The 12,930-nt window shown below is 57.7% G+C and carries 14 protein-coding genes, 3 tRNA genes, 2 pseudogenes and 1 other annotated feature; of the genes and pseudogenes, 8 read left to right on the top strand and 11 right to left on the bottom strand.

Annotated features, from left to right (window positions below; genetic code table 11):
- The 3 genes and pseudogenes from R6G97_RS24830 to R6G97_RS24820 all read right to left on the bottom strand — a co-directional run.
- The coding region (locus R6G97_RS24830) for an inverse autotransporter beta domain-containing protein (RefSeq protein ID WP_317847669.1) at positions 1-371 on the bottom strand (371 nt) is incomplete at its 3' end.
- Positions 331-1,122: an inverse autotransporter beta domain-containing protein gene (locus tag R6G97_RS24825; protein ID WP_317847668.1), complete on the bottom strand. Its 792-nt coding sequence runs from the start codon at positions 1,120-1,122 to the stop codon at positions 331-333. The genes R6G97_RS24830 and R6G97_RS24825, both read right to left, overlap by 41 nt.
- 10 nt (positions 1,123-1,132) lie before the next feature.
- Positions 1,133-1,882, bottom strand: a pseudogene (locus tag R6G97_RS24820) (elongation factor Tu); the annotation flags it as partial.
- 245 nt (positions 1,883-2,127) lie between these two features.
- Positions 2,128-2,877, top strand: a sequence feature (16S ribosomal RNA rRNA prediction is too short).
- Positions 2,878-2,894: 17 nt separating this feature from the next.
- On the opposite strand from R6G97_RS24820, the gene R6G97_RS24815 reads away from it, so the two are divergent.
- Both R6G97_RS24815 and R6G97_RS24810 read left to right on the top strand, forming a co-directional pair.
- Positions 2,895-3,122, top strand: a complete 228-nt coding sequence (locus R6G97_RS24815) for a transposase (protein WP_317847667.1) — start codon at positions 2,895-2,897, stop codon at positions 3,120-3,122.
- Positions 3,113-3,994 (top strand): IS3 family transposase, encoded by an 882-nt coding sequence (locus R6G97_RS24810; protein ID WP_023661461.1) that lies wholly within the window; start codon positions 3,113-3,115, stop codon positions 3,992-3,994. The genes R6G97_RS24815 and R6G97_RS24810 overlap by 10 nt, the downstream gene beginning before the upstream one ends.
- A 23-nt stretch (positions 3,995-4,017) precedes the next feature.
- On the opposite strand, the gene R6G97_RS24805 is transcribed toward R6G97_RS24810, so the two are convergent.
- Positions 4,018-4,317 (bottom strand): hypothetical protein, encoded by a 300-nt coding sequence (locus R6G97_RS24805; protein ID WP_038409478.1) that lies wholly within the window; start codon positions 4,315-4,317, stop codon positions 4,018-4,020.
- A 181-nt stretch (positions 4,318-4,498) separates the two neighbouring features.
- On the opposite strand from R6G97_RS24805, the gene R6G97_RS24800 reads away from it, so the two are divergent.
- The 4 genes from R6G97_RS24800 to R6G97_RS24785 are packed head-to-tail and all read left to right on the top strand — an operon-like array spanning position 4,499 to position 6,003.
- On the top strand, positions 4,499-4,897 hold the full coding sequence (locus R6G97_RS24800) for an HNH endonuclease (protein WP_317847666.1): 399 nt from the start codon (positions 4,499-4,501) through the stop codon (positions 4,895-4,897).
- Positions 4,872-5,165, top strand: a complete 294-nt coding sequence (locus R6G97_RS24795) for a hypothetical protein (RefSeq protein ID WP_317847665.1) — start codon at positions 4,872-4,874, stop codon at positions 5,163-5,165. The genes R6G97_RS24800 and R6G97_RS24795 overlap by 26 nt, the downstream gene beginning before the upstream one ends.
- Positions 5,162-5,440 carry a hypothetical protein gene (locus R6G97_RS24790; RefSeq protein WP_317847664.1) on the top strand — a complete coding sequence of 93 codons (279 nt, stop codon included), beginning with the start codon at positions 5,162-5,164 and terminating at the stop codon, positions 5,438-5,440. The genes R6G97_RS24795 and R6G97_RS24790 overlap by 4 nt, the downstream gene beginning before the upstream one ends.
- Entirely contained in the window at positions 5,437-6,003 is a 567-nt protein-coding gene (locus R6G97_RS24785; RefSeq protein ID WP_317847663.1) for a hypothetical protein, read from the top strand. The genes R6G97_RS24790 and R6G97_RS24785 overlap by 4 nt, the downstream gene beginning before the upstream one ends.
- Before the next feature lie 152 nt (positions 6,004-6,155).
- On the opposite strand, the pseudogene R6G97_RS24780 reads toward R6G97_RS24785, so the two are convergent.
- The 7 genes and pseudogenes from R6G97_RS24780 to birA all read right to left on the bottom strand — a co-directional run.
- Positions 6,156-6,521: pseudogene (locus tag R6G97_RS24780) on the bottom strand (GTP-binding protein); the annotation flags it as partial.
- Positions 6,522-6,601: 80 nt separating this feature from the next.
- A tRNA-Thr gene (locus R6G97_RS24775) sits at positions 6,602-6,677 on the bottom strand.
- Between the two features lie 28 nt (positions 6,678-6,705).
- Positions 6,706-6,779 (bottom strand) — tRNA-Gly (locus R6G97_RS24770).
- 23 nt (positions 6,780-6,802) lie between these two features.
- Positions 6,803-6,887: transfer RNA gene (locus tag R6G97_RS24765), tRNA-Tyr, on the bottom strand.
- Between the two features lie 144 nt (positions 6,888-7,031).
- Complete coding sequence (locus tag R6G97_RS24760; RefSeq protein ID WP_043215917.1) at positions 7,032-7,457, bottom strand: hypothetical protein; 426 nt, start codon at positions 7,455-7,457, stop codon at positions 7,032-7,034.
- 7 nt (positions 7,458-7,464) lie between these two features.
- Positions 7,465-8,214 (bottom strand): pantothenate kinase, encoded by a 750-nt coding sequence (locus tag R6G97_RS24755; protein WP_043215919.1) that lies wholly within the window; start codon positions 8,212-8,214, stop codon positions 7,465-7,467.
- Positions 8,204-9,163, bottom strand: a complete 960-nt coding sequence (gene birA, locus R6G97_RS24750; protein ID WP_102082513.1) for a bifunctional biotin--[acetyl-CoA-carboxylase] ligase/biotin operon repressor BirA — start codon at positions 9,161-9,163, stop codon at positions 8,204-8,206. The genes R6G97_RS24755 and birA overlap by 11 nt, the downstream gene beginning before the upstream one ends.
- A gap of 238 nt (positions 9,164-9,401) precedes the next feature.
- On the opposite strand from birA, the gene R6G97_RS24745 reads away from it, so the two are divergent.
- Entirely contained in the window at positions 9,402-11,690 is a 2,289-nt protein-coding gene (locus R6G97_RS24745; RefSeq protein ID WP_317847662.1) for an Ig-like domain-containing protein, read from the top strand.
- Positions 11,691-12,225: 535 nt separating this feature from the next.
- Complete coding sequence (locus tag R6G97_RS24740) at positions 12,226-12,828, top strand: inverse autotransporter beta domain-containing protein (protein ID WP_317847661.1); 603 nt, start codon at positions 12,226-12,228, stop codon at positions 12,826-12,828.
- Positions 12,829-12,930: the final 102 nt, after the last annotated feature.

Here is a 12,930-nt window from a genome sequence, read left to right as displayed (position 1 = left end):
AGGCCCAGACGGGCGTGTTGGCGGGACAGGTCGTAGTCCAAAAAGCTATTGGCGCCGAGCATGTAGCCGTCGTTGAAACGGCGCACGCCCAGGCCCAGGGTGGTCTGCTGGCGGTCGTCCTTGCGGTGGACGCTGCCTTGGGTGAACAGCAACTGCTCGGGGGTGTCGTGCAGCGGGGCGAGCAGTTCGACCTGGGAGTTTTTCAGCGAGAACTTGTCGTCCACATCGATCTGCACCCGGGCGGTGCCGAAGCGGCTGAGCCACTGCTGAGCCTGGCTGCTGGCCTCGCGGGTGGCCAGACCGCGGGCCATGGCGGCAGCGGCGTCGCTGTCAGGGTTGTTGCTGAGGAAGTTGCCGGTGCCGCTGGCCATGGCGGCGAGCTCGCGGGCCTGTTCGTCCTGGGCGTCGGTGGAGGCCTGTGGGTCGGGCGAGTTCAGCTTCGGCAGCGGGTGCGCGGCGGCCGAGGGTACGACCAAGCGATCGCCGGGCTTGAGGGTATCGAGGTCGCGGCCGGGGTTGAGGCTGCGCAGGGTGGCGATGGTGGCGAATGACTTCTTTCTTGCGGTATTCGAGCACGATGTTGTTGTTGCGCTCGACCAGGTCGTAGCGGCTGCCGGCCAGGGTGCGCATGGCGGCGACTTTGCTTGGGTCGGTCTGCTTGCTCCAGCTCTGGCCCAGGCTCCAGTTGAACTGCATGCCGAACTGGGTATCGCTGGCACCGGCGTTGCCCCGACGTTGCTCGGCGCTGAAGGTGAGCAGGGGGATCGGGGTGTAGGTGACGCCGGTGGTGATGGCGTGCGGGTTTTTCTTGCGGTTGTCCTTGCCGAACAGGCCGACTTCGCTGCCGTAGTATTTCTCGTAGGTCAGCTTGCCGCCCAATTGCGGCATGGACGGCAGCCAGCCTTCGGCGCGCACGTCCCAGCCGTTGGCTGGACGCTCTTGGTAGTCGTCCAGGTCCGGCGAGGTGCGCCAGCTGCTCAGGCGGTGGTAGCCGTTGGCGCTGAGCTTGAGGTAGTCGCGCCAGTACTCAACGCCCACGCCCAGGCGCGAGTGGCTGCGCGAGAGGTCGTGATCGAAGAAGGTGTTGGCGCCGAGCATGTAGCCATCGTTGAAACGACGCACGCCCACACCCAACGTAGACTTCTGCAGTGAACTTGGTGTGCGGCTTGACCGAACCTGGCTTGACCAGAACCTGGCCACGCTCAACTTCGTCACGCTTGGTGCCGCGCAGCAGGACGCCGCAGTTCTCGCCAGCACGACCTTCGTCCAGCAGCTTGCGGAACATCTCAACGCCGGTGCAGGTGGTGGTGGTGGTTGGACGCAGACCAACGATTTCCAGGGCGTCCTGAACGCGGACGATACCACGCTCGATACGACCGGTAACAACGGTACCACGACCCGAGATCGAGAAGACGTCTTCGATCGGCATCAGGAACGGCTGGTCAACGGCACGAACTGGCTCAGGGATGTAGGCATCCAGAGTCTCAACCAGCTTCTTAACAGCGCTGGTACCCATTTCGTTGTCGTCTTTGCCTTCCAGAGCCATACGAGCCGAACCGATGATGATCGGAGTGTCGTCGCCTGGGAAGTCGTAGGTGGACAGCAGGTCGCGAACTTCCATCTCGACCAGTTCCAGCAGCTCAGCGTCGTCTACCAGGTCAGCCTTGTTCAGGAAGACCACGATGTACGGAACGCCAACCTGACGGGACAGCAGGATGTGCTCACGGGTTTGTGGCATCGGACCATCGGCGGCCGAGCAAACCAGGATCGCGCCGTCCATCTGGGCAGCACCGGTGATCATGTTCTTCACGTAGTCAGCGTGACCTGGGCAGTCAACGTGAGCGTAGTGACGAATGTTCGAGTTGTACTCGACGTGAGCGGTAAAAAACTTCAAAATAAACGCTTGACAGACTTAGAGGAAAGCGTAGAATGCGCGGCCTCGGTTGAGCAAAGCGCTTAACCAAATCGCTCTTTAACAATCGAATCAAGCAATTCGTGTGGGTGCTTGTGAGTATGGACTGATCGTCGCCAAGATTATCAGCATCACAAGTGGCCATGCGAGAAATCACATAGTCATTTGAGATTGCTGAGCCAAGTTTAGGGTTTCTTAAAAACCCAAGCAGTATTGAACTGAAGAGTTTGATCATGGCTCAGATTGAACGCTGGCGGCAGGCCTAACACATGCAAGTCGAGCGGATGACGGGAGCTTGCTCCTTGATTCAGCGGCGGACGGGTGAGTAATGCCTAGGAATCTGCCTGGTAGTGGGGGACAACGTTCCGAAAGGAGCGCTAATACCGCATACGTCCTACGGGAGAAAGTGGGGGATCTTCGGACCTCACGCTATCAGATGAGCCTAGGTCGGATTAGCTAGTTGGTGAGGTAAAGGCTCACCAAGGCGACGATCCGTAACTGGTCTGAGAGGATGATCAGTCACACTGGAACTGAGACACGGTCCAGACTCCTACGGGAGGCAGCAGTGGGGAATATTGGACAATGGGCGAAAGCCTGATCCAGCCATGCCGCGTGTGTGAAGAAGGTCTTCGGATTGTAAAGCACTTTAAGTTGGGAGGAAGGGCAGTAAGTTAATACCTTGCTGTTTTGACGTTACCGACAGAATAAGCACCGGCTAACTCTGTGCCAGCAGCCGCGGTAATACAGAGGGTGCAAGCGTTAATCGGAATTACTGGGCGTAAAGCGCGCGTAGGTGGTTCGTTAAGTTGGATGTGAAAGCCCCGGGCTCAACCTGGGAACTGCATCCAAAACTGGCGAGCTAGAGTATTGAATCGCCCCTGGTTTCGTAGACACCTCCAAGCCTCATAATGAGGCCCAAATAGGAGGTGCCATGAGTCGTCAGCGTTACCCCGAAGAATTCAAGATCGAAGCGGTCAAGCAAGTGACCGAGAAAGGCAAACCTGTCGCCGATGTCGCCCAGCGCCTGGGCATGTCCGTGCACAGTCTTTACGCCTGGATCAAGGTCTACAGCAAGCCCCAAGAGCAGCGTCAGCAAGACGACGATCAGCAGGCCGAACTGCGCAAGCTACGCGCTGAACTCAAGCGCGTGACGGAAGAGCGAGACATCTTAAAAAAGGCCGCCGCGTACTTTGCCAAGGAGTGCGGCTGAAGTACGCCTTCATCAAGAAGCACTCGACTGATTACCCGGTGCGGCGCCTTTGCCAAACCCTCAAGGTGCACCCCAGCGGCTATTACGCCTGGCTGGCCGAGCCTCAATCTGCCCGAGCAAAAGAAGATCAACGTCTGCTTGGCTTGATCAAACACGCTTGGCTGGAAAGCGGAGGTGTATACGGCTACCGCAAAATTCACGATGACCTGCGTGAGCTGGGAGAGGAATGCGGCCGAAATCGAGTCAGGCGCTTGATGCAGGCGGAGGGGCTGCGTTCTCAAACGGGCTATCGGCGGCGTCCAGGGTTCTATGGTGGAAAACCAACAGTGGCCTCGCCCAACCACCTCGCGCGGCAGTTCAAGGTAAGTGAGCCGAACAAGGTCTGGGTGACAGATATCACTTACATCCGCACCTATGAAGGGTGGCTCTACCTCGCGGTAGTGCTGGATCTGTTCTCACGCCAAGTAATTGGTTGGTCAATGAAGCCAAGGATGTGCAGCGACCTGGCTATCGACGCGATGTTGATGGCTGTTTGGCGACGCAAGCCTCAGCAGCAAGTTATGATTCACTCAGATCAAGGCAGTCAGTTCAGTAGCTCGGATTGGAAAAGCTTTTTGAAGGCCAACAATGTAATCAGCAGCATGAGCCGGCGGGGAAACTGCCACGACAATGCCGTAGCCGAGAGCTTTTTCCAGCTTTTGAAGCGAGAGCGAATCCGACGAAAGATCTACACAACCCGTGAAGAAGCCCGAAGTGATATTTTCGATTACATCGAGATGTTCTATAACCCTAAACGCCGACACAGCAGTGCTATGCAGCTGTCTCCAGTAGAGTATGAGAAACGCTATTTCCTGAGCTTGGAGAGTGTCTAGAAAACCAGGGGCGATTCACCCCTCTATTTCGAGCAGGCGACTTTATCGAATTTCGGCTGGGTATCGGTGGCGATCCGGCGAGCCCGCCCCACTCCCCAGGCCAGCGCCCTGGTCATTGACTCGCCAGGTCGGGAATCGAAAGCCTCTTCGTGGATCGCCAACCCGTTTGGCGAATACACGCCGATGAACATCTGCGTGTTACCCGTTCGAGACAGGCGCACCTGAACATCAATGTGCGCTCCATCGCCGAGGGTTTCGTCGTGAGCACGGTGGTGAAGCGTTGGATCAGCCCATTGCCAGAAAACTTCACCGCGAATCCTCATGTCGGCCTCCTACGATTTTAGTTGTATGCCACGGGTGAACTCTCACCATAGCTAAGGCCAGGTGGCACACAACCGCGGAAGCCTAGTTTGAGAACTGAATCGGACCACCGGCCGATTTTCTTGGACCGAACCCAACCACTTGTACAACTCACTGCCGCGATATGGCGGCCAAGGAGCACCCGTGCGCCTGAAGAAAGCTGAGCGTGAGCAGATCCGCCTGAAATACGGCGGCCGCTGCGCCTACTGCGGCAACGCCTTGGGCGAGCGCTGGCACGCCGACCATTTCGAGCCAGTCGTCCGCAACACTGGCGAAGCGGCGAAGACGGTCCCGGCCCTCCGGCCAGCCAACCACAACCTGGCCAACATGATGCCCGCCTGCGTGCCCTGCAACCTGAGCAAGCACCGCATGCAGCTTGAGGACTGGCGCCGCTGGCTGGCAGGACACGTCAACAGCCTCAACCAGTACCACCCCATCTACCGCCTGGCCAAGGCCTACGGCTTGATCGCCGAGACCGGGGCCGAGGTCGTCTTCCACTTTGAAAAGGTGCAGCACGATGGCATCCAAAACCTATCCGCTTGATGTACGTAGCGTCGGCGAAGACACCTACATCTGCATGAGCAAGGGTCACCACAACCTGGAAGAGTTCATGAAGGCTGCCGTTGCGGATCACCCTGGCTGGTGTCTTGGTGGCCCTGAGCATGTCTGGATCAAGACAACCCAGGGCCGCGGCACCTACGACCGCATGTACAACATCGTGCCAAAGGGTACCCGTGGCGCATGGCCGGCGACCTACTGCTGGGAGTTCGGCGAGGACTACAAGCGCTACAACGCCGAGGTTCAGCCATGAACCGCCTCGCCCTCTGCCTCCTGCTGCTGGCCACCGGCGCCAGCGCGGAGCAGCTTACGCCGAGCATAGATGTGCTCCACGACGACAAGCGATCAGTTACCTGCTGGAAATATGCCGCAGGGAACGCCGGCGGACTCAGCTGCATACCCGACTGGATGTTGCGCGGCCCGGACCAGGACGGAAACGAGCGCCAGCTCTCCCCGCACGAAACCCAACCCGAACCTACACCCGCTCTGGCGCCTGAGCGCTGGATTGATGAGAGGTATGAACTGTGAGCAAGATCGATTGGAGCAAGGCGCCCGAGTGGGCAGAAGGCCACGGCCTGGTCGCCCACCACGGTATCACCGAAGTGTGGCTCAGCATGGACCAGTACGCCGTGGTCGGCGCCGAGGATCGCGCCTATCCCTACGGCGGCGGCACCGGCGATCACCGGCACAACTTCACCCGGGGCCAGGTGCAGTACATCACGCCCCGCCCTGGGCAATGGGACGGCACAGGACTCCCACCAGTAGGAACGGTGTGCGAACGAAGGTTCCATGATAATGAAGGAAGCAGTTGGCAGCGCGTCACGGTCACCGCCCACGGTCACAAGAAAATCATGTGCCTAGAAGAAACGGGTGATGAGTGGGCCCACTTTGGGCTGGAAGTTTCCTTCCGGCCTGCCCGCACGCCCGAGCAGATCGCCGCGGATGAGCGTCTGCACAAGCTCCGTAACGCTCACACTGCCATAGCAAGAACGCTTGAGTCTTTCCGGGGCGATATCCCCGCAGAGGCAGTTTCCCGGCAGGTGATCGAGGCGATGATCGACGCCGGCTACAGTAAGCAGGTGGCGCCATGATCGCCCTCGCCTACATGGCCTACCTGATCTACAAAGGCCCGCGACCATGAAAGCGCGCATGACCTACTGGAACGGCTCCTGGTGGTGCCGGAGGATGGGGTGCACCGGCCAGGGCTCAACGATGAAAGAGGCCTGGGACGACATGTGGAGCCTCTACTTCGAGGCTGTCCGCCCCGCTCGCCCGCAGACGTTCCACTCGAGCAAACCAGGATCGCGCCGTCCATCTGGGCAGCACCGGTGATCATGTTCTTCACGTAGTCAGCGTGACCTGGGCAGTCAACGTGAGCGTAGTGACGAATGTTCGAGTTGTACTCGACGTGAGCGGTGTTGATGGTGATACCGCGTGCTTTTTCTTCTGGAGCCGAGTCGATCTTGTCGAACTCAACGACGGCCGAACCGAAGACTTCGGAGCAGACGCGGGTCAGAGCTGCAGTCAGAGTGGTCTTACCGTGGTCAACGTGGCCGATAGTGCCGACGTTAACGTGGGGAAGGGAACGATCAAACTTTTCCTTAGCCATCGATACAGTCCTCCGCAGAAGAAATAGTCACTACAACTGATAAAACAAAGGCAGATATTTTCATATCTGCCTTGTTAATATGGAGCTCTTGAGCGGACTTGAACCGCTGACCTCACCCTTACCAAGGGTGTGCTCTACCAACTGAGCTACAAGAGCGCAACACTTTGTGCAACAACAGCAAACTTGGAGCGGGTAGCGGGAATCGAACCCGCATCATCAGCTTGGAAGGCTGAGGTTCTACCACTAAACTATACCCGCGGAGCTTGCAGCTCTCGCTAAACTGGTGGAGGGGGAAGGATTCGAACCTTCGAAGTCGAAGACGTCAGATTTACAGTCTGATCCCTTTGGCCACTCGGGAACCCCTCCTGAGTGTGGGCGGCATTTTCAACTCTTGCCGTCCTGCTGTCAAGCTTTTTCTCATTAAAATCTTGAGGTTAGCTACTTTGACAACAGCTTCCGGTCTTACCACCTCAGTGGTGTTCCCTGCGAAGCGGGCGCCATTCTATCAAGCTATTCACCAGTTGCAATACCCTCGCATAAAATAATTTTGTGTTTTAAGTCTTTGAAATCCTTGGAAAGACTTGAGAGCACCGCAGAGTCCAGCAAACGCTCGCTTTCGGCCGCAACTTTGAGCCAGCGCCCATCAGCACCTGGCAATTGGCCTGGCACCTCCGCTGTCGAAATATCCAGGCTTACCAGGCGCTGACGTAGCGCGTCCAACTGCTCTTGAGTCTGAACCCCTCCGACAACCAGGCATTCATCGCGGCGCTTGGCCGGCGCTGAAGCGCCTGTTTCACGCAATAGGCGGATTTCTTGCTGACTACCTTTGTACAAGGAAAGAGGCGCAACCTCCTTGGCCTTCAGAGGCGCCTCCTGTTGATGCCAGACGTAATAAGCGATATTGAGCACCACCAATAGCAGAAACAACCAACGCATAGGCACCTCAACCCAGTGGACAGGCAATGGCCAGACCGACAAAGACCAGATCGGGCACCACCCGAACCTGAGGAACGGCATCTCTTACCAAAGGCGCATCCCCACCGGTAAGGAACGCCGTGAATGACTCACCCCATAACACCTGTGCTTGCTCAATCTGCGTACGCGCAAAACCCTGCAACATCAACACGCACCCGCGCTCGACAGCTTCCACGGTGGAGCGTCCCGGCACGAGACTGATCAAAGCTCGCTCAGCTGAAGCATCGTCGTAACGAATCCGACGGGTGTGGGTGCGCAATTGGCTACGCATCAGCGGCATACCCGGGCAAATGTAACCGCCCAAATGCTGCCCGTCCGCAGCGACGAAGTCCGCCTTGGCTGCGGTGCCCAAGTCGATGACCAAGCACGCCCCTTTTGCCAGATGGTACGCACCCAGTGCCGCCAACCAGCGATCCATACCCAGTCGCTGATAATCGTCGTATCCATTGCGCACGCCCGCCATTTCACGGGCAGGATGAGCGACTAGCACCCGGACACCGAAATGCTGTGCCAACTGTAGGCAAAGCGCGTCGGTTTCTTCTTCGCTGCGCACACTCACCATCCGGCTACCACTGAGGCGCACGGAAGGCAACGCTGACACTTCGGCCAGCAGTGCCTGATCAGAATCGACTATGCCTCCACCCACAATGGTCGCATCGCCGGCATGAATTACACGCCACTTGATGAAACTATTTCCGCAGTCGAGCTCAAGAATCATCACGCAACCTCAAACTGAGCTCTCCAGCACTAAAGCTCTTTTCCACACCTTCGACCTCGAGACGCAAGGCGCCTAGCCCATCAACCCCAAGCATCACACCATCGATACGGTTACTACCTGCAATCAGGGACACTGTGCGCCCCTGCCACAGGTTTGCCTGCTCCCACTCTTCCTGGAATGCCGCAAACCCGTAACGACGATGACGGGCCAACTCATGCTGCAGTTGCTGGTTGAGTTGCGCGACCAGACGGTTGCGGTCGATTGACCCACCTACCTCACGCTTCATCGAAGTCCACTGCTGATCGACCCGGTCATTGCTCTGCATGTTCACATTGATACCGATACCCAGCACTACATGACATACATCTGCAGGATCGCCGACCAACTCCAACAGGATGCCCGCAATTTTCCGCTCTCCCACCAGCACATCATTCGGCCATTTCAAGCCGGCAGCATCCAAACCGAACACCTGCAAGGTGCGCATGACCGCCAATCCTACGACCAGGCTCAGCCCTTCGAGCTGGCGCATGCCGCCTTCGACCCGCAGAACCAGGCTGTAATAGAGATTCTCAGCGAAAGGACTCACCCATTGGCGCCCGCGCCGGCCCCGGCCAGCTGTCTGTTGCTCCGCCAAAACGAGAAACGGCGCGGATTCGCCCCGAGCAATAAGACGTAGAGCTTCGGCATTGGTGGAATCTATTGTCTCGTGAATCCAAAGCGGCCAATGATCGCCCCGGCCGTGCTCATGGATAACCTCAGACTCGAGCAAAGTCAGCGGTACGGCCAATTGATAGCCACGACCACGCACCTTGTGAATAACAAGGTTCAATTCGCTTTCCAGGTGCTGCAGCTGCTTCCACACGGCGCTGCGACTCACCCCCATTGCTTCCCCTAGGGCCTGCCCGGAATGGAACCGGCCATCCTTGAGGAGATTCAACAACTTCAGCATGCCAGTCTCGACTTGGAATTAGGCTGGCATGATAGCCACGGCCCGGGGGCTTGCATAGGAAAAGGGCCCACAGAAAGGCAGTACTCGAGCAACAGAGGGAGAAAATGGTCGGCACCAGAAAAGACAAAACCCCTACCTGCTCGCGCAGATAGGGGTTTTGCGAAATGAATCTTGACGATGACCTACTCTCACATGGGGAAGCCCCACACTACCATCGGCGATGCATCGTTTCAAGGCCGTGAACACCTACACCCTGCATGGCGTGGCCGTGGACAAGCAAGGCAACCGCTCCAACCGCAGCGAAACACAAGTCACGGTCAACGCGCCGGTGTTCGATGCCGCGCGCAGCACCTTCCTGCCAGCGGATACGATCCTGCCCACCAACAGCACCCAGGTGCTGACCCTGACCGTGCGCGACGCCCAGGACGGCCTGATCGACGTGCCGCTGAGCGACCTGAGCCTGGCCGTGACCCGTGGCACCGACAGCACCGGCACCAAGGTCTCGGACTTCATCCGTAAATCGGTCGGGGTGTACGAAGTGACCGTCACCGCCGGCACCCTGCCGGAGGCACTGACACTGACCCCGTCCTACCAGAGCACCCCGTTGGCAGCGGCCAAGATCTCGGTCAAGGTCCGCGTACCTGAGGCAGGCAATTCGACCTTCGCGGCCTCCCCCAAAACCATCGACACCAGCGGTACCGTCCCTGTCACGCTGGAACTGAAGGCCAACGATGCGGATGGCAACCCAGTGCCGGACCTCGCCGGCCAGCTGGCCTTCGTCGTGCAAGACGCCGGTGGCAACCCGCCAGGCACGGGTATCACCATCAGCCAGGTGACCGAAACCCAGCCGGGAGCCTATACCGCTCGCCTTACCGGGACCAAAACAGGTGTGTGGACGATTCTTCCCCATTACCAAGGCGCCGTCCTCGGCACGCTCAAAGATACCGTGACGCTGACCACCGGCCCGATCGCTGCCAAGCGCTCGCGCTTGGTCGCTGCGCCCGATTCCATCGACGCGGACGGCTGCAAAACCTCTACCCTCACGCTCACTGCCAAAGATGCCGAAGACAACCCGGTCACAAACCTGGCCGACAAACTGTCCTTCAACGCGAAAGATAGTAGCGGCGGCGATGCAGGTGTCACGATCACCGTCGTGACAGAAACCAAGCCAGGCATCTATGAGGCGAAGCTCAGTGGTACCAAAGCCGATAGCTGGACCGTAAGCCCAGTCCTCGACAGCATCACCCTGGGCATCGAAGGCAAGGTGGACTTGACGCCAGGCGCGCTGGACGCCGGAAGTTCCGATTTCATCGCGAATCCCACCGCCATCGTGGCAGGCAGTGGTGAGGAATCCGAACTGAAGCTGACGGCCAAGGACGCCCACGGCAACCTTGTACCCGGCATCGCAGGTGACCTGGAATTCGAAGTGACCGATAGCAAAGGCGTGGTGGCCTTGACTACCAAGATTCAACGAGAAACCACCCCGGGCATCTACACCACCAAGCTCAGTGGAACCTGGGTCGGGACTTGGAGCGTGACGCCGCTGTACAAGAAAACACGTCTGGTCAGTTTGACCAAGCAGATCTATATCACCAGCGCTGCACCTGCTCCCGGTAACTCTACATTCACGGTATCGGACACTACAGGACATCTCCATTATTCGACCATCCAGCTCCAATTCGAGGCGAGGGATGAGCACAACCAGCGAATGCCCGAACTCGAGAACGCACTGGAATTTGTGGTCAAGAGCGACTCCAAAGGACGTCCTTTGGTAAAAAAGGATGTGCTCATCGGTCCAGTTCGAGAAAGGCGGTATGGTATTTACACCGCAACTTTTCGGTCAAATTTGGTAGACGTCCATACTATCGTTCCAACGTTTAACGGCGCCGACATCGGGACACTGTCCCAAACGGTTACAATTAGCCTACTTGATGAAAGAGACGTGAGGGTCTTTTCGACAACCGGCGGGCGACTAAACGTTATACGTCCTTTCAGGGCTCCTTTATTCAAAGGGGCGGAAATCTATTTCGATGTTTTTGACGCGAAGGACGACTATGAGGTGACCCTCGAGAGTGGAGCCACCTGGTTATCAAAAACAAACTTCAACAGCACATCATTCAAAGTCACAAGCCCGCCCAATGCAAATACAGCGAAAATAAAGCTTATCCGAAAAAGGGGCACCGAAGAACAAACTTATGAATTCACACCCAAGTACTACATGCCCATCAATGATAAATTGACATTTACGCAAGCCGTTAACTCTTGCAAAGATAAAGGGTTAGAGCTTGCAAACGGCGTCATTGCGAAAAGCCATAAAGATCGTATACCTGGCCTTTGGCTATATGATAATGATTCATCCAAATTCACGAACACTGACTTCAAACCTGATTGGTATTGGGTTATTGGCCCCAAGTCGCTGGGGGGCGGACCTCTGCTATACCATGCAGGCTCAGGCGAGGACAAAACCGCCGACATAACCGAGAAAAGCTATTACATATGCATGAATAATTACGGACAAACCGACTAACTTACAATCCGATACACCTTCTTCGCTCCTGCAAGTCCTGGCGTACAAGACGTCAGGACTTTGCCTTTATTTCCCTGCGCCGCTGACTGACGCATGCCGCGCCCTTGTTTCACCAACGATCCGACATAGAATACTCCTTCACCTGCGCCCTGCAGTCTCTTTGAAAGATTATCACCCCACAACCTCGGATATTTCCTATAGATTGATCCGCTTCGTCACCCATACTCTCCGCCTTACAGCTTCGAATATAAAACCTGCAACCAACAAGGCACATGCATTTCAGCGCCCAGGCGCTGCAGCGCGCGAGTTTTGTGGGCTGCAGATACTTGCCTGCATCGCCCGAGCGGATGACACCGCCGGCACATCAACCCAATAAAAAACCAGGGGCAACTTCTTCCTGCAACTTTTCTGGGCGCCTGCAAAGCGCGGTGGGTGATACGGGCTTTCGCCAGCACTTGGCGTTTGGAGAACTTTCGGGATCATGATTAGGAAATCACCCTCGCACTTTTCACGCCCAACCCGAGCGTTGGCCTGGATGAACATCGCCATCCAGGCCACCTTGCCGTTGACCCTTGCACTCACCCCCACCCATGCCGGTGCCGCCAGCGACCAAAAGCCTGGCGCCGTGCACACTCAACGTACCTTCCTGCACACCCTGGCCCCCGGCGAAACCGTCGAGCGCGTGGCCGCCCGCTTCAACATGACCGTCGCCGAACTGCGCACGCTCAACCAGGGACGCACCTTCGCCAATGGCTTCGACAACCTGCGCCCAGGCGACCGCCTGGAAGTGCCCAGCGCCCCGCGCATAGCCTTGCCGGAGCTCAATTCCAACGGGGTGACCCGCGAGACGCTGGACAACCAGGACGAAGAACAGGCCCGCAAGGCCGCCAGCCTGGCCAGCGGCACCGCCAACTTCCTCACCGCTGACGTCAACAAGAGTGACGCCGCCGCCTCCATGGCCCGTGGCATGGCGGCCAGCGAAGTCAGCACCCAGACCCAGGAATGGCTGAGCCGCTTCGGCACCGCCCGCGTGCAGATCGACGTCGACGACAAGCTCTCCCTGGCCAGCTCCTCCCTCGACTTGCTGCTGCCGGTCCGGGACGAACAGAAACACCTGCTCTTCACCCAAGGCAGCTGAGTTCGGGATGGGATCAGGTGGTTCCAATGCTCTATGGTCGTCAAGAAATTCTGTTGCCAGACTGTCTTATGACACTCCAGCCAATTCGGATATGTGATCGTT

The organism is Pseudomonas sp. HTZ2 (genome assembly GCF_033173945.1).
Lineage (GTDB): Bacteria > Pseudomonadota > Gammaproteobacteria > Pseudomonadales > Pseudomonadaceae > Aquipseudomonas > Aquipseudomonas guariconensis.
Note: the sequence above shows the minus strand (reverse complement) of the source record. Positions and strands in the feature narration are given on the sequence as shown.

What these genes read in the sequence shown, in the direction of transcription:
- R6G97_RS24805 (WP_038409478.1), bottom strand. Translation starts at nt 4,317, where the DNA reads ATGAGGATTCGCGGTGAAGTTTTCTGGCAATGGGCTGATCCAACGCTT.
- R6G97_RS24795 (WP_317847665.1), top strand. Translation starts at nt 4,872, where the DNA reads ATGGCATCCAAAACCTATCCGCTTGATGTACGTAGCGTCGGCGAAGAC.
- R6G97_RS24790 (WP_317847664.1), top strand. Translation starts at nt 5,162, where the DNA reads ATGAACCGCCTCGCCCTCTGCCTCCTGCTGCTGGCCACCGGCGCCAGC.
- R6G97_RS24760 (WP_043215917.1), bottom strand. Translation starts at nt 7,457, where the DNA reads ATGCGTTGGTTGTTTCTGCTATTGGTGGTGCTCAATATCGCTTATTAC.
- R6G97_RS24755 (WP_043215919.1), bottom strand. Translation starts at nt 8,214, where the DNA reads ATGATTCTTGAGCTCGACTGCGGAAATAGTTTCATCAAGTGGCGTGTA.
- birA (WP_102082513.1), bottom strand. Translation starts at nt 9,163, where the DNA reads ATGCTGAAGTTGTTGAATCTCCTCAAGGATGGCCGGTTCCATTCCGGG.
- R6G97_RS24740 (WP_317847661.1), top strand. Translation starts at nt 12,226, where the DNA reads ATGAACATCGCCATCCAGGCCACCTTGCCGTTGACCCTTGCACTCACC.